18 protein-coding genes are annotated in these 26,649 nt (G+C 46.5%); 9 read left to right on the top strand and 9 right to left on the bottom strand.

From position 1 onward, the window contains the following. Positions 1-10: 10 nt before the first annotated feature. From V144x_RS21450 to V144x_RS21440, 3 genes are all read right to left on the bottom strand, one after another. Positions 11-1,168: a Gfo/Idh/MocA family protein gene (locus V144x_RS21450; protein WP_144987997.1), complete on the bottom strand. Its 1,158-nt coding sequence runs from the start codon at positions 1,166-1,168 to the stop codon at positions 11-13. A 56-nt stretch (positions 1,169-1,224) separates the two neighbouring features. Next, complete coding sequence (locus V144x_RS21445) at positions 1,225-2,277, bottom strand: sugar phosphate isomerase/epimerase family protein (protein ID WP_144987994.1); 1,053 nt, start codon at positions 2,275-2,277, stop codon at positions 1,225-1,227. Positions 2,278-2,363: 86 nt separating this feature from the next. After that, entirely contained in the window at positions 2,364-3,587 is a 1,224-nt protein-coding gene (locus V144x_RS21440; RefSeq protein ID WP_144987992.1) for a hypothetical protein, read from the bottom strand. A gap of 507 nt (positions 3,588-4,094) precedes the next feature. Here V144x_RS21440 and argC point away from each other — a divergent pair. Together argC and argJ are read left to right on the top strand one after the other, a co-directional pair. After that, the gene (gene argC / locus V144x_RS21435) at positions 4,095-5,108 is read left to right on the top strand and encodes an N-acetyl-gamma-glutamyl-phosphate reductase (protein WP_144987990.1); all 1,014 of its coding nucleotides are present in this window, start codon (positions 4,095-4,097) and stop codon (positions 5,106-5,108) included. 28 nt (positions 5,109-5,136) lie between these two features. Beyond that, positions 5,137-6,336: a bifunctional glutamate N-acetyltransferase/amino-acid acetyltransferase ArgJ gene (gene argJ / locus V144x_RS21430; RefSeq protein ID WP_144987987.1), complete on the top strand. Its 1,200-nt coding sequence runs from the start codon at positions 5,137-5,139 to the stop codon at positions 6,334-6,336. 135 nt (positions 6,337-6,471) lie between these two features. Here the strand turns inward: argJ and V144x_RS21425 are convergent, their stop codons facing one another. From V144x_RS21425 to V144x_RS21415, 3 genes are all read right to left on the bottom strand, one after another. Beyond that, positions 6,472-6,921, bottom strand: a complete 450-nt coding sequence (locus tag V144x_RS21425) for a hypothetical protein (protein ID WP_144987985.1) — start codon at positions 6,919-6,921, stop codon at positions 6,472-6,474. 195 nt (positions 6,922-7,116) lie between these two features. Next, positions 7,117-7,569, bottom strand: a complete 453-nt coding sequence (locus V144x_RS28835; protein ID WP_144987982.1) for a hypothetical protein — start codon at positions 7,567-7,569, stop codon at positions 7,117-7,119. Positions 7,570-7,656: 87 nt separating this feature from the next. Next, on the bottom strand, positions 7,657-12,354 hold the full coding sequence (locus tag V144x_RS21415; RefSeq protein ID WP_144987980.1) for an outer membrane protein assembly factor BamB family protein: 4,698 nt from the start codon (positions 12,352-12,354) through the stop codon (positions 7,657-7,659). 657 nt (positions 12,355-13,011) lie between these two features. On the opposite strand from V144x_RS21415, the gene V144x_RS21410 reads away from it, so the two are divergent. From V144x_RS21410 to dnaB, 6 genes are all read left to right on the top strand, one after another. Then, complete coding sequence (locus V144x_RS21410) at positions 13,012-13,623, top strand: 50S ribosomal protein L25 (RefSeq protein ID WP_144987978.1); 612 nt, start codon at positions 13,012-13,014, stop codon at positions 13,621-13,623. A 53-nt stretch (positions 13,624-13,676) separates the two neighbouring features. Further along, entirely contained in the window at positions 13,677-14,246 is a 570-nt protein-coding gene (pth, locus tag V144x_RS21405; protein WP_144987975.1) for an aminoacyl-tRNA hydrolase, read from the top strand. 103 nt (positions 14,247-14,349) lie between these two features. Further along, positions 14,350-14,802 (top strand): 30S ribosomal protein S6, encoded by a 453-nt coding sequence (gene rpsF, locus V144x_RS21400; protein ID WP_232102598.1) that lies wholly within the window; start codon positions 14,350-14,352, stop codon positions 14,800-14,802. 93 nt (positions 14,803-14,895) lie between these two features. Next, the gene (ssb, locus tag V144x_RS21395) at positions 14,896-15,387 is read left to right on the top strand and encodes a single-stranded DNA-binding protein (RefSeq protein WP_144987973.1); all 492 of its coding nucleotides are present in this window, start codon (positions 14,896-14,898) and stop codon (positions 15,385-15,387) included. 100 nt (positions 15,388-15,487) lie between these two features. Further along, positions 15,488-15,994: a 50S ribosomal protein L9 gene (rplI, locus tag V144x_RS21390; RefSeq protein ID WP_144987971.1), complete on the top strand. Its 507-nt coding sequence runs from the start codon at positions 15,488-15,490 to the stop codon at positions 15,992-15,994. 184 nt (positions 15,995-16,178) lie between these two features. Next, the gene (dnaB, locus tag V144x_RS21385) at positions 16,179-17,603 is read left to right on the top strand and encodes a replicative DNA helicase (protein WP_144987969.1); all 1,425 of its coding nucleotides are present in this window, start codon (positions 16,179-16,181) and stop codon (positions 17,601-17,603) included. Positions 17,604-17,710: 107 nt separating this feature from the next. Here dnaB and V144x_RS21380 read toward each other — a convergent pair whose 3' ends face one another. The 3 genes from V144x_RS21380 to pruA form a co-directional block, all read right to left on the bottom strand. After that, entirely contained in the window at positions 17,711-18,829 is a 1,119-nt protein-coding gene (locus tag V144x_RS21380) for a hypothetical protein (RefSeq protein WP_144987967.1), read from the bottom strand. Positions 18,830-18,979: 150 nt separating this feature from the next. Then, on the bottom strand, positions 18,980-21,862 hold the full coding sequence (locus V144x_RS21375; RefSeq protein ID WP_144987965.1) for an outer membrane protein assembly factor BamB family protein: 2,883 nt from the start codon (positions 21,860-21,862) through the stop codon (positions 18,980-18,982). 352 nt (positions 21,863-22,214) lie between these two features. Next, positions 22,215-25,235 (bottom strand): L-glutamate gamma-semialdehyde dehydrogenase, encoded by a 3,021-nt coding sequence (gene pruA, locus V144x_RS21370; RefSeq protein WP_144987963.1) that lies wholly within the window; start codon positions 25,233-25,235, stop codon positions 22,215-22,217. A 502-nt stretch (positions 25,236-25,737) separates the two neighbouring features. Here pruA and V144x_RS21365 point away from each other — a divergent pair. Continuing rightward, a complete protein-coding gene (locus V144x_RS21365) occupies positions 25,738-26,607 on the top strand; it encodes an FAD binding domain-containing protein (RefSeq protein WP_144987961.1) in 870 nt (289 codons plus the stop codon). The last annotated feature ends 42 nt before the right edge of the window (positions 26,608-26,649 follow it).

Genomic DNA, 26,649 nt, shown 5'->3' with positions numbered 1-26,649 from the left:
GACAGAAATGCTACGCAATTTCGACCCATTGCTGATCTTTTGCGCTTTGGAGAACAGCATCACAGACTTTTTGAGTCTCAAGTGCAGACCGGAAGTCAGGCTGAGTCGGATTACCAGAATCCAGACCCTGGAAGAAATCAGCCAAGGCATTCGTAAAGGTGTGCTCATAGCCGATCGTGCAACCGGGAACCCACCATTTATCCATATAGGGATGCTCAAAATTCGTCACATGAATCCGACGCCAACCGGTCACGTGATCTTCGACTTTCTGGCCGGTCGTGGGATTCGCATACTCAAAATATTGTAGAATCTGTGGATCTTCCAGATCGAAGAATACAGAGCCATCTTCGCCATTCAATTCAAAGGTATTGAAGTTTTTTCGTCCACGTGCATAGCGCGAACTTTCAAATGTTCCCATGGAACCATTGGCAAAACGAGCTAAAAACATACAAGCATCATCAATCTCGACAGGTGTTTTTTCACCGGTTTCCTGATGGACACGTTCTTTGACAAACGTTTCAGTAGCTGCTGAAACAGAGGTAATCGGTCCATTAAGCCAGATCGCTGAATCAATAGAATGCGCTAAAAGATCACCCGTCACTCCACTACCCGCGACTTTCGCATCGAGTCTCCAGAGCGTGGCTCCTCCTTGCGGGACATCTTCCGCGATGGTCCAGTCTTGTAAATAGCAGGCACGGTAGTGGAAAGGGCGACCAATTCGTTTTTCATCGACTAATTGCTTAGCGAGTGTGATGGCGGGAACACGGCGGTAATTAAACCAAACCATATTTGCCACACCCGCTTTTTCAATCGCGTCTGTCATGGCGACGGCTTCCGCCGTATTCATGGCAAGTGGCTTTTCGCAGAGCACCATCTTACCGGCTTCCGCCGCAGCGATCGCAATGTCATGGTGCGAATTATTGGGGGTTGTGATGTCAATCAGATCGATGTCATCCCGTTCGATCAGTTTTCGCCAGTCGGTTTCATAAGATTCCCAGCCCCAGTTATCAGCGAAGTCTTTGATTTTGTCTTCGCTACGAGCGCAGGCTGCCTGCAAAACGGGTGTGTGTTCTATATCGAAAAATTTGCTGACTTGTCTATAAGCGTTTGAGTGGGTACGTCCCATGAACCCGTAGCCGATGAGACCGACTCGAATTGGCTTAGTCATTGGTGTGATTCCTTATGGATTAAAAACAGATTGAAAGTGAGATTGTTATTTTACGATTAAGACCATCCGTGGGCGTTTCTGACGTTGATCATTGCACCAAGGATGTCGTTCCAGGTTTGAGGATTCATCATGACTTCATTGGAAAACATACAGCCATCCCAACAGATGTGTTCGAACTTTTTCGTCACGTCACCATTTTCATCGCGTAACCAGTAACCAGCGCGCCTGGTAATATCGAGCTTACCGTTGGGGTCTTTGGGCAGGCAGTGTCTACCGGTCTTGTCATGAGATCCCGTGCCATGCACGGTACCATCATTCTGAGCGACATGAAAATCAATGGTCCAGGGACGCAGAGCATCGGTCAGAGTTTTGTAAGCAGCGTCGAAGGTTGCTTCGTCATTCCAGTCAAAGTCCTCAGGAAGAAGACTATCTTCAGGAGCATTGTAGCCCATCAGATAGAGAAGCGTGTGTGACATATCTGCCTGGAATCCCAGAACATCAGGGCGATCTACCATTTCCAGTAGTTGGACCATCCGTTTCCAGCTATGCATGCCTCCCCAGCAAATTTCTCCTTCTGCTGCGAGTCGCTCACCATGATCAGCGGCGATATCAGCAGCTTGTTTAAAGGTTTCTGCAATTTTGGCTTGATTGCCTTCAGGATCGGCGACCCAATCACCAGGACCGGCGGCCGAGTCAATTCGAACTACGCCATAAGGACGCACTCCGAGTTCACGTAATTTTTTAGCGATACCACAGCCTTTACGGACCTGTTCCAGAAACATGCCGCGTTCTTCTTCGCTTCCCATTGCAGAACCGCCACCTGTGGGAGGCCAGACAGGAGCCACGACAGAACCGATCACCAGATTTCGAGCCTGTACCTTTTCTGCCAATTGCTTTAAATCGTCATCGCTGGAGTCGATTCTGACATGTGGATCAAACAGAAACAGGTCAGTTCCGTCAAATTTGATTCCACCTACTTCGGCGGCAGCTGTTAGATCGAGCATGGTGTCCAGATCAATGGGAGGCTCTGAATCGGGACCTTTCCCGACGACTCCCGGCCAGGCTGCATTATGAAGTTTGGGTAATGGATTCGATGTGTTATCACTCATGAGCTGGTCCTTCATGTTAGCAGGAATTATAAGATCAAAAAGAAAACTGCCCGGTAGTTCGGGCAGTTAAGAGTGAATGCTGTCTTTTATTTTCGGTAATCACCGACATTGGGAGCGCTGGGGCACGCACCAGGACCAAAGTAACGAAGCGAGACCAATGGCTCACTGCCGGTATTCTCAATGGTGACACCTTCCTGGGCTGCTTTTTCTGATACGAAGACTTCATCTTCTGTCATCTGCCCAAAGCGGATCATAGCAGGAGTTTGTAATCTCAATTTTCCGATCGAGCCTTCTCCTTGAACCGTGATCCAGCCATAGGCCCCCGAATCTTTAATCGTTACTTTCTTGCCGGGGTCAACAGTCAGCTCTTTCGCGGTGAATAACTGCTCCCCTTTGACTTTACCGTAAACAATCCAACGATCTACATAGCCCTCAGCCGCAGTATCAGCCACTGGAATCGGCTCGAGATAGTTGTTGTCTTTAAAGTTAGGATCTACGTTGGCCTCCCAGTCAAGGGCTTCGACGAGATAAGTATTATCGTCGTGCTTGTCTTCAGGGAAGTCCTTCGTCAACAGTGAGCGTGGTACAGCGCGGCCTTCGACCATTGACTGGTACATACCGAATACATCGCTACCCCATTGTGGTTCATAAGTCACGAGACTACCGGGAGCATGCAATACGCAGGGAGGAATCAGCCAGCCAGTCCCCGGTTTGAGGCGATACGCTTTGGAGAGATCGAGAATGCCATTGTCACCGTCATTCCAGCGGTCGAGGCAGTCAATCACATCCTGTTTTGTCGTGCCTGGCTCAAGTCCCATGAATGTATAAGGGAAATTATTGCCAATTGCGTTCATCTGAGGTGGGAAGTAGTACGATTCCGGCTTGCCTTCCTGCCCGACTAACGCTGCTTGTTCAGCATTTTGGTGCATGTGATGTGGAATGGGACCCATGTTGTCAAAGAATTTGGAGTAAACCGGCCAACGTTGGTACTTACTCCAGATGGAATCACCGATTACTTCAGCTCCCAGTTCGGCAATCGCGTCTCGAAGTGTGAATTTTTCTCCTCCAAAGTCACAGTAGCTCAAGCCTTCATCTGGCGGAGCGCCTTCATTGGCGGCGGCAGTAGTTGAGCCAAACCAGCGTTCATCAATCCCCCCCCGATGTGTTCCCAGTGCATAATAGTCGCTCGGATGCAATTTTAATCGTCGACCAGGTTGAAGAAACGAACGGGGAACCCATGTTGGAGACAGTCGAAATATTCCACCACCTTCAGTCAGCGCATCGGCGGCTAGTTTAGCAACGTTAGACATTCTTTCCTCTTCTTATGTGTTGAACTGGCGGGTATCCACTGAAATCCCTGACAATCACCTACAAAAAACGTGATTCTGCAAGGAGTTCGGCATACCTGCAAACCTGATTGCGATCGATAAAAATGACTCGGATCGATGATTTTATTGTGATGTTTAGAAAGGTTTTTGAAAAGGAAACCGAATTGATTTTGCAGCTTAATTTGAAAGAATCATATTCAATCAGGGGCGGATGTATGGCATTGTTAATTCTAAATAATCATTATAAAATCAGGATTTCATTCGAGAAAGGAAGCTTCTCTTCCTCGTTTCGATTGAATGGTTGTCTTGGATTTGTGCGTTTATGACTTACCTCGTAAAAAATAGAGAAAGCGGGCGATCCTTGAGGGCCAATTGCTTGTCGTCTCCTTATTCACTCCTAAAATGTACATCTCAAATGCAATGACTCTCGTTTTTTAACTCGCAGTGAGACTTTATTTAGCTCTTAAGGCATAGTCGGATCAGGTAACAATGACGAAAGTTGCTATTATGGGGGCCTCTGGTTATGCGGCTCTTGAGTTGATCAAAATTCTGTTACGTAATCCTGAAGTTGAAATTGTTGCTTTGACTTCGCGTCAGACAGATACGCCACATATCAGTGAAATCCACCCTTGTCTCGAAGGACGCCTGGATCTGCCATGCGAAGCACTAACACCTACTCAAATTTCGGAGCGTGCAGATTTTGCTTTTTGCGCACTGCCTCATGTGGCCAGTATGGAGGTCATTCCAGATCTCTTGGCTGATGGTTGCCGCGTCGTTGATTTGAGTGCCGATTATCGATTGAATGATCCTGCTGTTTATGAAAAGTGGTATCATCATGTGCACATCGATCCCACCCGGTTGGGGAGTACCGTTTATGGTCTTCCAGAACTTTGGGCCGAAAAAATTCCCCCTGCGGATCTGATTGCCAATCCAGGGTGTTATACCAGTACGTCGATTTTAGGACTGGCACCGTTACTGGCGAACAACTTAATCGAGCCTACTGGAATTATCATAGATGCGAAAAGCGGAGTGAGCGGTGCCGGTCGAAACCCAAAGCTGGCAACATTGTATTCCGAATGTAATGAAAGTATTACCGCCTACGGGGTTGGCACGCATCGTCACACACCAGAAATTGATGAAGTACTTTCCACTGTCAGTGGCAAAGAAGTGCAGGTTGTTTTCACCCCCCACTTGACTCCCATGAATCGGGGAATTCTGGCGACTATGTATCCCCGGTTAACCAGTGAAGTAAATCGCGATGAGATTTTAAACGTCTATCGATCGTTTTATGAAGGGAAGCCCTTTGTGCGAGTGATTGATCGAATTCCTGTAACTAAGGATGTGGCGGGGACGAATTACTGTGACATTTCTGTTCAATTTTCCGGCGATCAATTGATTGTATTTTCTGCACTCGATAATTTGATCAAAGGAGCTGCGGGAGTTGCAGTTCAGAATTTTAATCTGATGGCCGGTTACTCTGAGACGACCGGGTTAATCATCTGAAACCTCATTATTCATCGAGGACAAACAGTTGACTGCTGAATTAAGTTTACCCCAGGGGTTTCGAGCTGCTGGTCTGGCCAGTGGAATTAAAGAAGACAAATCGATTTTTGATTTATCGTTGTTTGTGTCTGATGCGGCTTGCTGTGGTGCTGGTGTATTTACAAAAAATCAAGTGTGTGGTGCACCAGTCAAAGTGTCTCGCGAACGCGTTCCCTCTGATTCTATCCGGGCGGTCATTATCAATTCCGGCAATGCCAATGCCTGTACCGGAGACCGGGGAATAGAAGATGCGCGTTGGATGACCAGTCAGGTAGCCAATGGTCTGGAAATCAGTGAAGAAGAAGTACTGGTTTGTTCCACAGGAATCATTGGACACTTTTTACCTCGTTCACCGCTTGAACAAGGGATTCCCAAAATCATACAACAATTGGACTTTGATTCGCAGGCGTTTTTAGATGCAGCACGTGGGATGATGACCACGGATACGGTTCCCAAGCAGGCAACTCGTGTATTGACAATCAGGGGTAACACGGTACGCGTGAGTGGTGTCGCGAAAGGAGCGGCGATGATTGCCCCTAATATGGCGACAATGTTAGCATTAATTATGACTGATGCTCCACTCAACGCATCACAGACCGATCAGATGCTGCGCCATGCTGTGAATCGAAGCTTCAATTGTGTTTCGGTGGAAGGACATACCAGCACAAGTGATACTGTGATTTTGATGGCCAATGGCGCAGCAGAAGTTGAGGAATTGAACGAACAGGAACTGAACCAGTTACAGTCTGTCATTGATGAAGTTGCGATGGAGTTGGGGCAGGCTATTATTCGAGATGCTGAAGGGGCTGATCACTTCATTACGATTGAAGTCTCTGGTACGAAGCAGCGATCGGAAGCATTCGAAATTGCTCAAACGATTGCCAATGACGCTTTGGTGAAAACTGCGATTACCGGTTCGGATCCTAACTGGGGACGAATTGTATCAGCAATCGGACGAACCACAGTCAAGCTGAATGAGCAGGATGTTATTCTTTCTATCAATGGTACATTGATTTATGAAAATGGACTACCTGCTGATTTTGATGAGCAAGCCGTTTCAGAGAGTATGCGGCAAAATCGAGATGTGTTAATCCAGGTTCGATTCCCGTTTGGTGATGAATCGACTGTGTTCTGGACCAGTGATCTGACTCAGGAATATGTACGCCTGAATTCTGAATATACGACGTAAACAAAAAAATAGAGTGAGAGAGTCTCGAACGACTCTCCCACTCTAGTCAAATACTGTGAAATCCTTTCTGACTTCAAATCCCATATGAGGCAGGCCCGCAAAGAGTATATGGGATGAAGATCAAAACAAATTTCACTACTCTTTTTTAGTGACTTTAAAGCCTTTGTCAAATGATTTATCGTTGAAGATCAGCTCAATTTGAGCATCACCTTCAGCTTTGGCTGCTTTTCCTTTACATCCGCCACAGCAGAATTTGACTTCTGTCCCTGCAACCGTAACAGATTGAGCGGGATTCACTGGTTTGCCAGCAAAGGGGCATTTCACCTGTTTGGCTTGTCCTGTTGAAACAAGTTGAAGGTTTGCTTTTGCAGCATACTTGGATGGATTTTTAGTAAATTTCGCTTTGCAACCTCCGCAACACAGGGAAACACTTCCACCTCTGTAAGCAACTGTCTGGTTCGGATTGGCAGGCTTACCAGCAACCGGGCAGAGAGCTTTCCCTTTTTTGGCATCATCAGCGGCATTAGTTTGACCCATGAACGCAACAACAGCGAACAGGGCTGCAATTGATAAAACGTGACGCATTGGATTCTCCTAAAAGTTAAAAAATGTGTTACTGATTAAAATCAAGATTTGAATATACGTTATGATGCAATCATTTACCGTTCAATCTGTCCTGTTGAAACGATTTATTTCAGCAAAAGGAGAGCGCATGGATTCAGAATTAAATAACTGAAGAATGCGAAACGGATTCTGATGCATCCGGTTTTGAATTGTGATTTAGATCAACCACAGGCAGAAATGCGCGCAAAACTCCCCTGAGGAGTGGGAACCGCAGGCAGAAGATACCTCACCGATGAGGGGAGACGTTGACCGACTAGAGAACGAAGACTCAGAAGCCAGATTGACTGTCATGAAGCTTCGGCCGGATTGACGAGCCAGCTTTGTGGATTTCGCAGAACCGATGGTCGCGACTTGTGAGAGTGTCTGCTTACAATGACAGCTGTTTTTCTCGCAGGATTTACGACTTACTCCTTGCGTTTGCTGTTTTTCAGATTGCTGTAAGTTTTGACAACAGCAGGATTTGACTTTCGTGATCTGATCTGAATCCAATTTACTGCAACAACAGTTATTGGATTGGTTTGTCTGATTTTGGTTACACTCACAGCCCGAAACCGGCACTGCTGGCAGAGTGAGAGAAACAATCAGAAACAAAACAAATACACGTTGCATGTATACTCTCTTCAGTAGGGAGAGAACGACGAAGTAGTGAAAGCACTTTATTGTATTTTCAGACAGTTTGTTTAGCAAGTGGATTTTCTAATTCTTTTCTGGTGGTTGTTTCAGAGCAGGGGCAACCGGGGCACCACTTGCCAGTCTGTCTGCATCATATAATCGAATTCGTGCATTATGTGTTAGAATTTCAATGATTTTTTGCTGTTGATCTACTGCAACTGTGTGAATATTGGACCCAAGGGGCGCTTTCCAGGTTAGCAGATTCTTTCCTGTTTGCTTATCCACAGCTTGCAAATGCACAATACTGGTGGCACGGTTTCCGGTACGTTTATAGTCTCTTGAGACAAGTAAAATGACAGGTAACAGATTTTGTGTGTTTAGAACCAGATGTTGTTTCTTAAATGATTGATTCCAAATTTTCTTTCCAGTTTGGCGATCGAAAACATGAAGCATGCCATTGATGGGTATTGAAGGAGCGTTTATAGAAATGGAATTACTTGACTGAGAATGGGTAACAAAGTAAATGTACTTCTCGTCTGAAGTGAGATAGAAATTTCGATACTTTTTCAGGTCGGCTGGAAGGATGGATTCTAAAGACGACTTTTTGCCCGTACGTAAATCGACGAGGAACAGTTCTCCTGAAGGGCTCAATACAGACAGATGATGATAATCAAAAATTCCAAAGAGAGAGTCTTTGGGGAAATCCAGATTCCAGAGATCTTCTGTTGACTGTGAATAAAAGCTATAGATGGATATTTGCTCTTTTTTCTTTCCGTTTGACTCCGCTTCAATTGCAACAAATGCAGAATCGTTTTGATAAATGGCATTTCGGAGAGAGTGATTTATGTTTTTTAAATCTGTCGGTTGTCCATCGCTGACACGTAGGATTTTTCTGGTGACTCGATCTCGAGTGACCAGATAGATCAGTCGGTCATCGCCAAGAACTCTGGTATCTTGATCGAAGTTCTCATGAGTCCAACGTACTTTTCCGGTTCTCGTATCAACGAGCACGATCTTTCGGCGGTTGTAATAACAAGTGTAGTCTTCATTGGCAGCGGCAATCATCCCTATGGTTCGTACTGCTACAGAAGGATGATGCTGGTGTAGGAGCGTTGTTGCATTCGCCAGGTGAGCCGGACGTAGCCGAGTATAGGAATTTGAGTAATAACGGTTGGTTTGTTCTTTCTCCAGCTTCTTACTCCAGATCAGTTTCTGATCGACCAGGTTGTAAAAGTGTAGCATGTCACGATGTTGTAGTATTAAGTTATGGCCTACAATTTCGCTTTCATTAAGACTCGATGAACGTGACCCAAATGAAGACCGTAAAGGCGTCGACCAGATTAATCGATTATTAGATGGTGTGCTCATTATCAGTCGGTTTTCTTTTGAACTGACTGCAAGTGTCCTCGATTGATAGAAAGGTAAACTAGACGCTTTCGTATTAAGTGCAACTCTTCTGGAAGAATAATACCTGGACTGTGATCGGTCTGAGCCTGCAACAATCAGTTTGAGTTTTTGAGGTTGCCAGGGATCCTGTCTGTTTTTTTTGAGATTGGAATTCAACCTGTTTTGCTTCTGATCCAGAAATTGATCAATGGTTTTATTTTCCGAAATTGTCAAACTCTGGTCGTATTGCGCAAGTTGATCCAGGTAATATCCCGCATCCTGATTCAAATTGAATTTCAGACAAAGATCTACCATGCGGGTTAGCGCTTGCGCTGAAATATGTGGGCTTTTATGTTTCATTAGCCGAGTGAGCAACAATTCTGCTTCATAGAACTGATCAGATTGCAGCGATGATTCGATTAATTGTTCCAGAACAGGAAGCGCGGCATCATGAAATCCAAATTGACTGAGAAACCGTTCTTGCTGTAATAGTTCAGCGCCTAAGATTTGTTGCGCTCTTAAGCTAATTTTCGAAGTAATCTGTTCACGGTTTGAGGGGCCTGCTTGATCCCAGAGTTCCAAGGCTTTACTGGCTAGCCAAGAGTCAAGACGTAATTCCGTATTCGCAGTTTGAAAAAACGTTTCTTCAGGGGCATTGGCTAATTCCAATATCAGATCAAAGGCTTCTGCATACTGTTGTCTGGCAATGAATCGCTCTATTAATAATCTTTTCAGTTCGATGCGTTCTTTCTCTGAACGGACATGTTGGCCTAGCTGGTCAACGAGCCGGTCATATTTATGAAAATCAGATCGAATTAAGGAACTCAAGCAATTCACGATTAAATGATGAAAGCTATTCTGAAGCTTGGCGGGAAGCTGCTGTATGTCAATTTGTTGAAGTTGGGCGAGCGCATCCTGATAGCGATGGCTCATCATTAATAATTCAGATTCTTTATACAGTGCTAATGAGCTTTGGGAGTCTTGTTGTTTGATCTGCTTGATTTCTGCTTCGAAAGTCTGTTTTTGTTCATAGCTGACCAGGCCAGACGCGCTGAGCGACAGGAATTGTCCTTCATAAATAATCAAATTACCTAAACGCTGTGCATCTTTGGCGTTGTAGATTTTGTCAATCACCTTTCCCGAGTTGACGTCAAACGTCCATACCTGGCCACTTTGCAACGGAACATGCAAACGTTTGTCAGCGATCACAGACTGTCCGGAAGGGGGGCCAGCTGAACCTTGGAATGTTGTGTTCCATATCTTTTTGCCGTTTGTCAGAGAAATCGATGTGACTCCATTCAAACCAACCAGCAGAATTTGATCATCTACAACACCTGCTAAATACTGAGATGTTTCTTTAGCCCGTTTTGTCCAAGATGGGACTCCCGTGATTAAATCCAGACAAATCAGAGCTTTTTCATCGGGTGGGGTATAAATCACTTTGTTTTTGGAAATCACAGGAGCTGAGGGGCACCAGCGTTGGCCAAGCGTTTCAACGGCTGTCTGGTTAATACGGTTAAATCGATTCCCGGAATAGTTCGAAGGTACATTGACATATTGTGTCGACCAGAGGATTGAGTGATTCAGTCGATCAATGGCTGTCAGTAAACCAATGTTTGTGGGGCAGATCAGTACCCCTTGATCGACGGCAATGGGGGCAATCCACCAGCGTCTGACCATATCGGTTTCAATGTCCTGGTCTGGATTGCCGATCTGTTGAGACCAGCGTTCTTCACCAGTTTGTGGATCAAGAGCATAAACACGAATTTCCCGATCTCGTTCGCCTACTACATATAGTTCGTTGCCTGCTGGCGTTGGTGCTCCAAAGAAAAACGTTCCCGCTAGAGGCAGGTCAAAGGGTTCGTCGAATTTTGTGCCACCCACTTTCCAGACCGGTTGTCCCGAATTTAGATCATAGGCGACGATTTGATTTGATGACCACAAAGTGCGTTGCGACGAATTGTTCCTTCGACCAAAGCGGTTAAAACTACGATACGAAGAAGATTGAAAGTTCAATCGCATGTTCTCAATGATAAATAGGTGTTGGCCATCACTACTCTGGCTACCCCAGTTGGCATTTCTAAAGATTAAGTTGGTCAATGCGTGATGGTCTGGATTTGTTCCATTGTAAGAAGCCAAGGCCTGATTCTCGGGAACGGGATCAAACAGACCGCGTGCTTGAGGGACATTCACTCCTTTTAATCGTGAAGTAATGTATGATGCTTCCGGAGAGTTTTCGAGAGAGGACTCCCAAAGGGGAGTTCCTGTTTTGGCATCGAGAACCTGAACCCCCTTCAGAGTTCGGAAAACAATTTTCCCGTTGATCGCCAATGGAGGCAGCGCTGGGATAGTCGCGCGATTTAAACTTTGTAAATCTTCCTGAATGAGTTTTAATTGCGATTGGATTGAATGATTTGAAGTGATGAGTGATGACCAGCGGGGTATCAGGAGTGGGTCTGCGTTCTGTGCACGTGCAGAGCGGTTGGGGGATCCTAACAGCATCGGCCATTCATCGAGCAGCAGGTTCGAAGCCAGGTTGAGGACGACTTGCTTGCTCAACCATTCTTGTGGAATTTGGAGGCTGCCTGCGATTTCGATTGCCTCATCTGTTTGTGTTGCGTCTCTTCCGGAGTTCAATAATTCCGCGATCAGCGATTGTTTTCCCGTTTGTTTAAGAACAAAGGCTGCCTTGGTTCTCCATTGAGAAGATTCCGTAATCGGCGCTCGATATTTGAATAGCCGTTGTATGTATTGTTCAGCCAGACCAAATTCACCCCGGTCTATATGATAAGAAACCAGGTAGTTCATTGCCTTAAAGCCAGAAGCGGTCGTAGCGAATCGAGTTGCAATCTCCGCATAGATTTCTGGAGACGCCTGATTTAATTGCGCATCGGTAAAAAGTTTTTCTGCCAACGCGTTATACTGGCGATTGAATTTCTCACGCTGTTCAGCAGGTAAAAGTTCCAGAAGCTGATAAATCAATTCCCGATCAGTGATTAAAGAACGATCGCCCTTTACATGGACTGGGAGATTGAGGCTGTTTTCAAGCATCAGTTGCAATTTTTCGCGGGCTGGTTCCCATTGTTGATCATCAATCAGTTGTTGAGCTCTTTTGAATCGCCGTTCCTGTTCCAGGTCTTGAGGGAAACGATAGTGGGCATGGTTTTTTGATTTTGTGGCCGGACTCGCCAACTGCACTCGAGCCGGCTTGGCTTGGCCGAACCAGCCTTGAATGATCTTTTTTAATTCATTGAGAGGCTTAGCTTGTTGGTTGGGTTTATTGTGCTCAAAGACTTCGTCTTTCTCGTCAGCTGCCTGCGCATGAGTCATTTGTGGAAAGGCCTGGCAGGTTGAGACAATCAGGGCAATGATCAGAATTCGATTAAATGAATGCATCAGCTAGCCTTCTGGACTCATGACAGGTCCAAATGAATCATATCAGCACTGCTGCTGGTAAACAGGTCGTTGATCCCAAGGTGACTTTTATATTTAAGATTCGGGAGATTTGCTTATTCTCAAGAACACTTTTCTATTCTACAGCCTGTTTTCATTGAGCCAATACGTAAACTAGTGGATTCTAAGACTCTTTCGCTTTATGACTACGTTATTTTGGGCTCATTACTATAGTTATTGTAGTATAAATGTGTCTAAATGTATAGTTTTCGGATTGGTCATGAAGTAGAAATGCAACAGAGGGGGCTTGTATGGTGTGAAAGAAATCAGAAAAATCAGGCTGTCTTATGACTTTCAACGAAGATAGGGGCGGGAATCGGTTGCAGATTTCCTTGCGGGAAGTTATTTTTGCACGCTTCAACTATCACAAATTAGTGAAAGACCGGCCAGAAGTTCTGGCTTGGAACACTGTGTTTACACCTGAAGTCACAAGCAAATACAACCACTTACTTACCCAGGTCGGTAACGCTTGACTTTGAGGAATTTGCCGGCCATCCAAGGGCTTAAACACATATTGTTAGGTTTATAGAGTCAAAATATCTTTATTGGTAGAGTTAATTCGCATCTTAAGTCGGATTGCTACTTTAGGAATGTTGGGAAATGTCAGACGATTTTGTTTTGCAGAAAATCAGTGCTTTCAAGCGGGATAAATTAGGGTCGATTGAAAGTAACCGAGTGCGTCGAGCGGGCCGAATTCCTGCTGTCGTCTATGGCCATGGTCAGGAGCCTGCCCATATTAGCGTCGAAGATACTGATTTGCAGAATCTCATCAAGAACCGTGAACGGGTTTTTGAAATTGATCTGGATGGTCAAGTCGAAGAAACAATGCTGAGGGACATCCAATGGGATACCTTCGGTAACCAAATATTACACGTGGATCTGATGCGTATTAATGCTTCAGAACGTGTGACCGTTGAAGTTCAGGTTCGATTGCGAGGAACTTCGCCTGGAGTTACGTCTGGTGGCGTGCTGGAGCAGCCTTTGCACTCCCTGGAGTTGGACTGTTTGGCCCATAATATTCCGGACAACATTTCGATTCGTATCAACACACTGGAGATTGGTGATTCAATTCACATTAGTGATGTGGAGGTGCCTCGTGGGGCCAAACTACACCATCCCGAAGATCAGGTCGTAGTCCATGTGATTGCTCCTAAGGGAGAAGAGGAAGTCGTAGCGACAGAAGAAGAAACTCCCGAGGTAACAGCAGAATAGTTATTGGGAGAATACTAAATATAGCTTGAGTCAAATGTCTAACAGGTGGTGCTGTGAAAGTGGTCGTAGGGCTGGGAAACCCCGGTAAAAAATACGAGCGAACGCGCCACAATGTTGGTTTTGACGTTCTGTCTGAATTGGCGGGCTGGCATAACATATCCAGTTTCAAGAGTCAATTTGAGGCAGAGGTGGGTGAGTTTTCGTTTGCGGATGAGAAGGTTTTACTGGTTGCACCGCAAACTTTTATGAATTTAAGTGGCCGCTGTGTCGCGGCTTTGGTAAAGTTTTTCAAACTACCCTCGACTGATTTAATGGTAGTTTGTGATGATATGAACTTACCAGTTGGACGGCTTCGCTTGCGGGGAGCTGGTTCGGCCGGTGGTCAAAAAGGTTTACAAAACATCATTCAAAGTTTGAATACCCAGGACATTCCACGACTAAGAATTGGTGTGGGACGACCGCCCGCGGGTTTTTCAGGCGCGGATTATGTATTGGGGCGTTTTGCATCTAATGAATCTGAGCTCATCACTCAGGCAGTACATTCTGCTGCAAGTGGGATTGAGTGTTGGGTTCAAAATGGTCTTGAAATTGCCATGAATCAGGTAAACGCACCTGAATCATGATGTCCCGGTTTGATTTTCAACCGGCTGGTATAATTAACATAAAATGAGAATTTGATCGTCAATCTGGCCAGAAAGCGGGCCAAATTATTTCGGGAGAAAAGTCTTGTCTGTAGCAGAAAAAAAAGCGGTTATGGTCAATTATGAAGGAATGTTCTTATTGGACAGTGGCAAGTTTGCTGCTGATCACGAAGGAACCATTTCCCACTTGATGGAAATTTTGGAAAAAGCAGGTGCAGAAGTCGTAGCTCACCGTCCCTGGCAGGATGGGAAGCTTGCCTATGAAATTGAAGGGCACATGAAAGGGCTGCACTACCTGGTTTATTTCAAAATGCCTGGCAGTGGGATGGATATCATTACTCGTGCTTGTCATCTGAGCGATATTGTTATTCGTCAGCTTGTGATCAAACAACCACTAACTTTGTTTGATGCGATGGTAGCCGCAATTGATCCTGCAACATCTGCTGAACCGCAACCGATTGAAGAAGTGAAAGAAGAAAAAGTTGATATTGATCTGGAAGCTCCCGATTATGATGCAATTGATGACGTCGACGAATAATAATCATTGTCATTTCTTCTTTTTGCATCGTTTTTGAATATCGTTCTTTCAGAGAGTTCAAGCTCAGAACATTTTGTTTCAGGGAGGCCGGTGATGGCCAGTTTTAACAAAGTAATTTTAGTCGGTAATTTAACACGAGATCCTCAGGTTCGCTACACACCAGGGGGAAGTGCGGTTGCTGAAGTTGGGCTTGCCGTCAATCGTAGTTGGTTTGATAAGAACTCCAATTCTCGCAAAGAAGAGACAACTTTCGTTGATGTCACGCTATGGGGGCGCACTGCAGAAGTTGCCAGTGAATATCTGACAAAGGGACGTTCTGTTCTGATTGAAGGTCGTTTACAACTTGACCAGTGGGATGATAAAGAGTCTGGTCAAAAGCGTAGTAAGCTCAAAGTGGTTGGCGAAAATATGACAATGCTGGGAGGCCGAGGTGAATCTGGTGGTGGAGGCGGTGGCAGATCCGGTGGTGGGTATGCTGCCGGAGGTAACGCGCCCGCTCAAGGTGGGGCTTCGAACGCTGCAGATTCATTTTATGATGACGCACCCAGTGGTGGTGGAATGCCCGATGACGATGTTCCATTCTAACGGGATGGCATTCGAAAATCGGTAAATGAAAAGTGAATGTATATAATATCTTGTTATTTAAAAGATTGTATAACACAGTAAGTTACGGAAGTGATTGATAATGGTTCGCAAACGACGTAGTACCTCTGTCATTGGTAGTTCAAAATCATCTGTCGATGTTTTATTAGCAGAAAAAGTCGATCACCTTGGCGATCAGGGTGATATTGTACGAGTGAAGCCAGGCTATGCTCGTAACTTTTTATTGCCTTACGGTTTGGCGACAGTTGCCACGGAACATAACGAACGTATGGTCGTTCAGCACCAGAAGCGCCTGGCTGAACTGGAAAAAGACCGACTCAAATCCTTGAAAGCACTCGCAGAAAAACTGAGTAAACACAGTGTGACAATGGAGGCGAATGCGAACGAAGATGGCCATCTCTATGGGTCCATCGTCGCCGTTGATATCAGTAAGTCCCTTAAAGAGGGGGGCTTTGATGTTGATGCTGAAGGTGTTCGTCTGGAAGGTCCTCTCAAGGAATTAGGGATGTACACTGTCAAATTGCAGTTACATGAAAAAGTAAAAACAGAGGTTAAGGTTTGGGTTGTGCCTGCTGCCGAAAAGAAATAACTGCAGTTGGCAAGAGGATTTCTGCCACTCTGATTTTCCTGAATAAGAGAGAGGTCTGGTATATTGCCGGGCCTCTTTTTGTTTTATATGATCGAAACAGCGGGGTAGGGTCTGTTCTTCGGCTATTAAACAACTCTACTTCCTAATTCGCATATCAAAACACCTACATAGCCAGGGGATGGTCATGTCAGTTGCCGGAAAAGGAAAATTTCGCGGCCCCAAACAGGAATCAGTCGAAGAATTGTTCGGCAAGGTGCCCCCTCAGAATCTGGATGCTGAAAAGGGAGTATTGGGCAGTATTCTTCTGGACAACATTGTGATTGATGACTTGGTTCAGATTGTCAAAGCCAATCACTTTTATAGCGAAAAGAATTCACGAATCTACGCTGCCGTGTTACGATTACATGATTCTGGTGTTCGTGGGATTGACGCACTCACTGTCGCAGAAGAACTCGACTCGAAAGGCGAGCTTGAAGAAGCGGGGGGTGTTCTCTATTTGCATGAAATTCTGGAAAGTGTTCCGCATGCGGCCCATGCAGAATATTATGCTAAAATTGTCAGGGACAAATCGGTCCAACGCACTCTGATTCATTCCTGCACGGAAATCATTCGAGAAAGTTATGCACCACAGGGAGACACACTGGATGTCTTAAATAAGGCAGAGCAGAGTATCTTCAGCATCCTGGAACAACAGGGGGAAGGTGATAAGCTAGAGATCAAAGATATTCTGATGGAAACCTTTGACCGAATTCATGAACGGTCACAAAAAGAAGGGATGCTTACCGGATTAACGACTGGTTTCATTGATCTTGATACGCAGATTAATGGATTCCAACCTTCCGAGTTGATCATTCTGGCAGCACGCCCCAGTATGGGGAAGACGGCGCTGGTCTGTAACATTGCAGAATCAGCGGCCGATGACGGGGGAGCTGCGACCATCATTTTTAGTCTGGAACAGTCCAAACTCGAACTCGCTGAACGATTTCTTTGTATTCGCTCGGGTGTGAATGGTCACTCTTTACGAGCTGGTGACCTGGAAGATGACGAGCGACATCGTTTGATTGAAGCTTCGTCCGAACTCAGCGAGTGCCCCTTGTTTATTGATGATAAACCTGGCCGTACCATACAGGAAATCAGCGCGATATGTCGCCGATTGAAACGACTTAGTAACCTCAGTTTGATCATTATCGACTATTTACAATTGATCGAACCAGAAGATAAAGCAACGCCTCGTGAACAGCAGATTGCGCAGATTACCCGTCGACTCAAGGGGCTTTGTAAGGAATTGAATGTTCCGATCATCGCCTTAGCTCAGTTAAACCGTGGTGTGGAATTACGCGAAGACAAACGGCCTCGTCTGGCTGACCTGCGTGAGAGTGGTGCCATCGAACAGGACGCCGACTTGATTATGTTCCTGCACCGCCCGGACGCTTACGATCCCGAAGATCATCCCGGTCTGGCAGAAGTAATCGTTGCCAAGCACCGTAGTGGTCCAACCGGCATCGTCAACTTAACCTGGATGAAAGAGTCGATGCGCTTTGGAAACTATTCCAATCTGGATGTTCCCGAAGGAGGCTACATGGGCGACGATGGCGGTGGATTCGGTTAATGCCGAGGTGGTTGAGAGTTGAAAATCAAACGAGGAGCATATTCCAAATTGGTGAGCGGAGTAATTTCATCAGTGAATACTCCATACTCCTATAGTCGCAGGCGCTTTCACGGTTGCTGTAGGAAGTTAATCATGTCAACCAATGCCCAACCTTTTTGGTCATTGTCCAACAGCCAAAAACCTGACTGTCCTGTCTTGTTTCCGTTGGTTAGATTATTGGGATGGAATGATGGATTCTTTTCCCAATACCCGTTTGCGATTGTCGAACTGTTACGCGCGACATTAATATTCCCGTCGAAAACTTCAACCTCACCCAGCCCGCCACCTTTACCACGTATCTTGGTCACATCAATACGAACCTGATCGAATCGAACGTGGGGAGGTCGTAAAACTCGATCTGCCGGGGTATCGGGTTCCCATGGTATCTGAGCTTTTTGCCGCCAAACCGACTTACCTTTATAGAGGAGTGTCACAATACATTCAGTCGTACCACGATCTGAATAACTTCCGTTATGCTGATTCCAGATCACAATTTTGTCAGCTTCTATTATAATTTGTTGTAATTTTTTTTCTCGCCCAACACGTTCCTTGATTGGTAAACGAGGGCGTGCCTGTAAATACCAGTAGCGTCCTCGCAATTGATACGCTTTTCGGACGTTTCCCTTTTCTTGCGCCGCCAGTTTCCACCAGGCATCTGCTAACTGTGCCTGTTGAGCAGGAATGGTGGGACGCTTTAAATCAGCTAGGACTGTCTGACGAAGCGCAGGATTGCCGGACTTAGAAAGGAGCAGTAGGCCTTTTTTCCAATCAGCTTTTACTGCGCAGTAAAAATCCCCAACCTGTTTATACGCCTTAGGATCAATCGATTTCTTTTTCAGTGTTTCATATGACTGGCGAACTTTTGCAAACTCCCGTTTTTGCTGATTGACTTGTTTCATCGTTGATATAACTTCTTCTTGAAGCACTTTGTTTTTCTCTTTCACAGACTTGATGCGCAGGTTTGAGAGCAGCTTAAGCGCCTGGTCATAGTCGTCTCTGTCTAACGCCTTCCTCACTTCGGAAAACTCCAGTGGAATCTCAACATCGAAGGGATCTGATTGAGGAAGATTTTGGGCGAAGATTCCTGATGGATAGAGACACACTATCGAGAACAGTGCGAGCGTGAGCACAAAGAACTGCAAAGTGGGACGCCGATTGATATCATAAGATCTATTTTGGGGGATCATTAGTAATCTCAACACTGAGGGGAGCAATAACAGACAAAGTGCACAAGAGTTAATTATATTATGTGTTCTGAGTTTTTGTCCACATTGTGATTCATTGTTTAGTGCGATTTTCGAAAACTTATTGAGTTTACAGTAAGTAAGGTTTTCGTTTTAGGGAGCTCTAGTGATCTCGATCCCGCTGATGAGAGAATTTCCTGTTAGTGCCTGTAAGGTCATCGTCAAAGTGCCGTCAACCTTGATGTTTTCAACCTGACGAGTGATTCCTGTCATCGACTGTTTTGCTTCTGCGAGGATGTCGAAGTCACTCAGGACAGGCTGTCCTTGCAAAGAAATCGTCTGCTTTCGTTGTCCGGGTTGAATGTCGTCAACTTCAGCAAAGTAGAGCTTGACGGTATAAGTTCCTGGTTTGAGATCATGCAGTGTCAGTTCCTGGAGCCCTTTCACTGTAGATGCGGCAACCCACGGCCACTCATTGTCACCTTGCATCCAGTTCGTGTGCCGATAGCGGTACTTGGGATTCTTTGGTTTCGTTTCGACTCTGATTTGGGGAGAGGGGCCGCCGATAGAGGGGTAATCGAGCCAGAGTGTCCCATTACGTGTTTTCCGATCACCGGGTGCTCCGAAATTCAAGCCAATCCGCTGTATCGAGGCGGGTTTGATTTTGTCTTCACCCCACGATGACCACTGCTCAAAACTCTCAGGCATGGCCACCATAGACAAACCAGCGGGGAGTGGATAACTACAGGTACAACCTTCATAAAAATATGGGACATTCAGCAATCCACCCGAAGGAATAATGCTGTTGGAGCAACCACTACGCGGTCCACTGATGAAAACCGTTCCGCTTTCCAGTGTCTTGTCGTAGTAGGAAGCCGTTCCGCTTCTTAATGTATAGAACAATCCGTAATCGACTCCGCCATCACAGCCATACATTTTCGGGAACGCGCGTGGTTCTTTCAGGCCCGTCAGCGGGTTGATGCGTTCTCCCGCGACTGGCGGGTCAGGGTGCAACATTGTTTTCTGGTGTGGTGCGTGATAGTAACTTGGCTGGGGTCCTGTTGGGTTCGCCGCCAGATTCTTACGTAAAGTGGTTTGTTCTGATGGTTCAAGTACACGGCCAGTGTAGATATCGGAGAGAACGGGGCGGTTTAATGGATAGTCGATGGACCAGTCACCTTTGACGCGTGTGGCATGCCAGTCTTTAGGGCGGGATACCATAATTCCGTTAAAGAAATGGGGCTGTGGTGAGCGTTTGAAGTGCGCGAGCGTATCGTCAAACCAGAGAACACCCAGCGGAAAACGGACGAGTGTATCTTCACAGTGTTTGTAGCCTCCTTGGTAATCGGCTGTGCCTGGCAAAGCACCAACACGCCGTACCAGTGCCAGCTCCTCGAATTCGGATGGTTCTGTTTTTGTCAGCTCAAACTCGGAGAGTTCGAAATTGCCTGGCTTGAGCGATTTTAGGTTGAGATCGTTATTAATGCTGGTGTGATGTTTGATTCCCAATACAGCGAGTCCGCCAAATGGTCGGAGTGACTGCAGTAGTTGATTCCAGGATTCAGCAATTTGTTCTGGTGTTTCTGTCACAATGACACTAGCCAGATAGGGAGGCAAGGTTACTTGCTTCGGATCACATTCGATGACCGCAGCGCGTGTTCCATAAAGTTCAGCTCCTTGTAGTTCACCACGAAGTTGATCAACTCGATCAGTGTGATGATCAAAGGCGATGACGTGGTAGTTTGATTCTTTTAGAAGAGCCTTAACAAGCGAACCATTTTTCAGTCCAACCACCAATGCGATTCCTTGAGGCCCGGCAGATTCCTGAATCAATGATTTTACGAACCGGGTCGATTGTGGTGTTGTGGTCAGTGGAGTTACACTCTCTTGCCACTGTTTGACAGGTGTCGACTTCACTCCTTTCTGTTCTTCAAAGCAGTAGAGTTTTCCGTTTCGTGTCGCGACAAAGAGCCGACCATCGGCAACGATCATTGAGTGGATTACTCCTCCAACGCCATCTAGTTTGTCGTCGAAATTCAAGGAACGGTCGCCAGCACGAATGACACGGCTAATACTTTGTTTGCCTAATCCCTTACGTACTTTATCTTCGTGCCTTTGGCTATTTATTACTTTGTCGAAGGCCAGTTTTCCACGCCGTATCGCTTTAGCGTCTTCAGGGTCAAGAGCAGCAAACCAGCCCCCGGGAAAGCCTCCCTCAGTCGGTAGCTTAAATTCAATTAATTCGCCTGTTTTCCGATTCAACCGCGCCGGGTATGCTGTTGAGCACGGTACAATCAATTCATCGCCATTGACGATCAGATAGCCTTGCGGCGCAAGACCTCCGATCGCCTTTGTATTGTGTGGCTGTTGGCCGAACAGATAGCCGAGTCGCTCGTTCCGCCAGATCACGTTACCCGTTGCGATATCCATTGCATAGACGAAAACTCCCTCGAATGGCCAGACACCTGCGGCGAAGTAGACAATACCCTCTGACACGACTGGCCCGCCGCGGACGGGCCACACCGAAATCAGACGTTGATTTCCAAGCAAACGCCGTTCGTTAGGTACTGCGCGGTGTTTCCAACGTAACTTTCCCGTTGATAGTTCAACACAATAGAGAAAACCATCGTCAGATCCAAAGCAGACATAATCCTGCCAGACTGCGGGGGCGAATCGGACCGGCCCATTTATATGATACACCCAGAGTTCACGACCTGTCGCTGCTTCGTACGCCGTGACCGAATCATTGCGGGAAGACGCGATGAGCAGAACGCCATCAGCCACAATTGGTTCATAACCGGCATCGAATTGCAAACGTGCATTGTGAAACGCAGGCGTGATTTCTGGCAGCTGTCGTACCCATTTCAACGAGAGTTTTTCAGGCAGTGATTCCGTTGTTACCCCGGTTCGCCCCGCATTTTGACGCCACATCGGCCAGTCACTACTGTTTGCATTGTCCAAGCCCATCATTAAAGCAGTGAAAAAGCAAGATGACACGATCAAAATAGAAATACGCTGAGAGATATAGTTCATCATTGTTCAATTAGATTCTATTGAGGAGAGATTTTTAGGGGTGTAATCAGTCGGCAGTGGTGTGGCTTTGATGCTCAGAATACCAGATGGCTCCAGTAAGCGGAATTGGATCCTGGAACCCGCAGGAAGCACTGTTGGAATCCTTCGTCCATTATACTTGGCTTGATAGCAATGTCACAAGAAAGTTCCATTAGTTACGGTGAAATAACGAAGCTTTGTGATAGGGGGAGGCCATCAAAACAATAAATGTAAGAATTCCGTCAGAGAACTGATCTGAATTAGACTCAGAATTCAGACCAAGCTCGAACGATCACACGTAATCAGAGAAAAACACGTGAAATTGTTATTTGTTCCGTTATTGTTCTTCCTCAGAATCGTCGCCGACGGCCGTTGGTGCAAATCCACGACGCATTGTGTTCTCGGTGACATTAACGGGAATCAGAAATTGGAGCAGGTAATCCGGTCCGCCTGTTTTGCTGCCGATACCTGACATTTTGAAACCGCCGAATGGATGCCGTTCGACCATCGCACCGGTGATATTACGATTCAAATAAATATTTCCGGCAACCAGATCACGTCTGGCTCGATTTAAGTTAGCCGGGCTGCGACTATAGATGCCAGCCGTTAATGCATACGGTGTGTCGTTGGCAATCGAGATCGCTTCGTCCATGTCGTCTGCTTTCATGACAGCCAGAACCGGTCCAAAAATTTCTTCTTGTGCAATCTGGCATGTGGAATCGACGTCTGTGAAAATATGAGGGCCGACATAATATCCTTCTTCGTCCAGCTCTGTTGCCTCACAGGCCAATGCCAGTGTTGCTTCCTCTTTCCCTGCTTCGATATATTCGAGAATTTTTTGCTTGGCGTCTTCGTCGATGACGGGACCGACAATGGTTCCCGGTTCTTCAGCAGGACCAATTTTCAGGCTCTTAGTGGCCTCCACCAGACGTTCTACAAATGTGTCATGGATCGATTCCAAGACGATGACTCGTGAGCAGGCAGAACATTTCTGACCTGCGTAATTAAATGCGGAATGCATCACACCGAGAACGGCTTCATCGAGATCGGCATCATCGTCAATAATGATCGCATTTTTTCCACCCATTTCGGCAATGACTCGTTTAACCATATTCTGTCTAAGGTCTGTTTCCGATGCCGATTCGTTGATTGCCAAGCCTACATCACGCGAGCCGGTAAAGGTGATGAGTTCTACATCGGGACTGCCTACCAGTTCGGGACCGACTTCTTCACCAATCCCGGGGAGAAAATTAACCACACCGTCTGGAATACCCGATTCATGAATCAAATCCATGAGTTTCGCAGCAACGACCGATGATTGCTCTGCCGGCTTCATGACGACTGTGTTACCAGTGACCAATGCGGCGGCGGTCATGCCTGTCAGAATCGCCAGTGGAAAGTTCCAGGGAGCAATCACGGCGACAGTTCCCCTGGGGCGATAGAAATAGGCGTTTTCTTCGCCGGGAACATTACAGTTCAGAGGCTCAGCCAGTCGACGCATTTGATTGGCATAGTACATACAAAAGTCAATCGCTTCGGCGACATCACCGTCTGCTTCTTCCCAGGGTTTACCGCATTCGTAGACGATCCAGGCTGCCAACTCGAAACGCCGCCGACGCATGTTGGCGGCGATCAGTTCGAGGTATTCAGACCGATATTCCGGCTCCGTTTTCGACCATGTCGGAAAAGCACGGCGGGCGGCATCAATGGCATCGATGGCATCATCGGCTGAGGCTGATGAGACTGTACCCACTGCTTCATCGTGGTGCGATGGGTTGCGAGACGTAATTGTGGTTTTGGTATCGATGGCACGACCATTAATTAACAGCGGATATTCTTTTCCTAGCTGATCCGCGACAGACTCCAGAGCTTCCTGCATTTGAGTACGGGATTCTTCCAGGCTGAAATCAATAAGCGGTTCGTTTTGGAAACCGCTCGTTGTTTCGTCTGAAGCGTTCTTTTCAGAGGTTTGTTTGGCATGGTCGGAAGGATTCATCATCAAGGTCTCCAGATTGACGTGCTCACTAAAGCTTTGTCGAAGGAATGAGTCGTTGGACGTGTTTTCCAGCAAACGCCTGACCAGATAGGCCATGCCGGGTATTAATTCACCGAAAGGAGTATAAATACGAACGCGATGGCCCATTTCTGCAAAGACCTGGGCCTGTTCTTTCCCCATGCCATACAGCATTTGGATTTCATAAGCGGAAGGGGGAATATCCAGTTCATGGGCAACAGCGATGGCGTGGGCCAGGCTCCGCATATTATGGCTACCAAAAGCAGGACGTAACCATTGGTAATTCTCCAGCAGTATCTGAGTCAGTTTTTCAAAATTGGCATCGGATTCCCATTTTTCCTGATACACGGGGATCGGCCAGCCATGATATTGGGATGTAATGGTTTCATAATCCCAGTATGCTCCTTTGACGAGCCGAATCCAGATCGGGGTTTTACGTTTTTTAGTCCATTTTAAGAGGTCCTTCAGATCCTTTTCGGCCTCGGGTTGATATGCTTGAATCACAATACCCACATTGTCGAAATCGCGGAACTCCTTTTCCATCAGAGTCTGTTTAAAAATCTCCAGCGTCAATGGTTTATAGGAATTCTGCTCCATATCGACATGCAGATAAGCATCATGTTGCATGGCACATCGCAGTAACCGTTTTAAGCGAGGCTGCACAGCGGCCATTGTGCCTACAGGATCGGTTGGTTTGAATTGACTGCATAATGCTGATAATTTGATCGAAACATTGGTTCGTGGCAGATGTCCCTGGTTATCCCAATCGAGTTGTACGTTTTCCGACCATTTTTTGACACGCGGGGAGAGTCCCTTGATCAGATCAAGATAAGCTTGCAGGTAGGACTCAGCCTCTTTCTCACTGATCACAGCTTCGCCCAAGAGATCGAGCGTGAACGCGAAATTCTCGCTTCTGAGTCGATCAACTGTATGATGGACCTGTTCCACAGTCGAACCGGCAATGAAGCGGCTAGCCATACGTCGGGCATTGGAGCGGGCATTCAAAGCCAGTGCACGACCCAAAACAGAATTTGGCTGTGATAATTCAAGCCCGATACGAGCCGCCCAGGGAAGATGCTTGCGAACATCTTCAAAGTATTCCTGCAGGTGGCTCACGATTGACTCGTGGGAACGGAGCATCGGCAGGACATCCACGAAGCGGAACATTTGCACTTTGACTGATTCATCCGCCATTGCCCAGGAGAGAATCCGATCATCCCACCAGCGTTTTTCAAACATGGTTGGTTCGCGACGTTCCAGCAGCCCCCAAATCTGTTGGCCAAGCTCCTGTGTTCGCTGCTCAAATTTTTGATTCAGGCTTGAAGATGCTTTTTTTCGTGCCACTTATATAACCTGCCTCTGAGTGCAGTCTGCACTTTGTTCTTGTGCGGTTTCGATTTTATTTGAGACCACTGGACAAGGGATAATAATACATCGGAGGACTTTGATTACTGACGTCCTGTCAGTAATTTTACGCTGGCACTCCTGAGAGTGTTGGATTTGGCCTCTTGAATAGGGTCCGGTGGAAGCCTATTCTTCCCTAAAATTTGTTAGTTGGGAAGCAGGTTAACAAATCCCAATAGGTGAGGTAAGTGCTGTGGGGAATGCAATCAGAACTTTTCTCGTCTCATCAGTGGGGGGTGACAACACTTGTCAGTCTGCAGAGAGGCATTATTCTTAAGGAAATTATAAAATTAGGAAATCCGGTGGTTGTTCGTCTTTGGTTGCATTGATGTTATATCACTCGTGGTTGATAATAGAGCTTCTGTGAATCGCGATCAATGATCTGAGATCCACATGTAATATGGAAGACGACTAAGACAATTTGGAGAGGGACGAACCTGCTATGCGTGATTTTGACTATGAAGCCCCCACTTCATTGGCTGACGCTGTCGGCTTATTAGCCAAAAATAATGGGAATGCCCGTCCATTGGCGGGAGGGACCGACCTGATCGATCATGTGCGAACGGGCAGGCTGTCTGCCGATCTGATTGTCGATTTGAAAAAAATCCCGGAATTGATGGCACTTGAACTCAATGAGCAAGGTCTGCGATTGGGAGCCGCGGTTCCCTGTTATCAGATTTACGGACATCCGGGGATTGTAGAAAAATACTCAGCCATTACCGATAGTAGCAACATTATTGGTGGCATGCAGATTCAAAACCGGGCCAGTGTGGGTGGTAATCTGGCGAATGCAGGCGCGGCCGCCGATTCGACACCCGCTTTGATTGCCTTGGAAGCGATGGTTGTGATTACAGGTCCTGACGGGACACGAGAAATTCCCGTTGATGAGTTTTGTACGGGACCTGGCCAAAACGTGTTAGAGCAAGGTGAGATTATTGTGGAATTGCGCTTTCCACCTCGACCATCACATAGCGGGTCGCATTACCGTCGGTTCATCCCTCGAAATGAAATGGATATTGCGGTTGTGGGCGTCGCCGCTTCAGTTGTTTTGGATGAGAGCGGCGAGAATTTTGTTTCCGCTTGCATTGGGCTGGGCGCTGTCGCTGCAAAACCATTTTATGCTCAGGAAGCCAGCGAGATTTTAGCTGGTCAGCCTGTGAATGATGAATCAATTCAAAAAGCAGCCGCGGCCGCACGAGCTGTGATTCATCCCATAACCGATATGCGAGGAACCGAAGAGTTTCGGAATCATGTAACGGGAGTGCTCACTGAACGTGTAATCAAAAAGGCGGTAGAGCGTGCTCGCGGTTGATGTCCGATGTTATTTTTATCGAAGCATCTAAAATCTCAAACA

Source organism: Gimesia aquarii, from assembly GCF_007748195.1.
Taxonomy (GTDB): domain Bacteria; phylum Planctomycetota; class Planctomycetia; order Planctomycetales; family Planctomycetaceae; genus Gimesia; species Gimesia aquarii.
The sequence above is the reverse complement of the archived record's forward strand: the minus strand, read 5'-3'. Positions and strand labels throughout refer to the sequence as shown.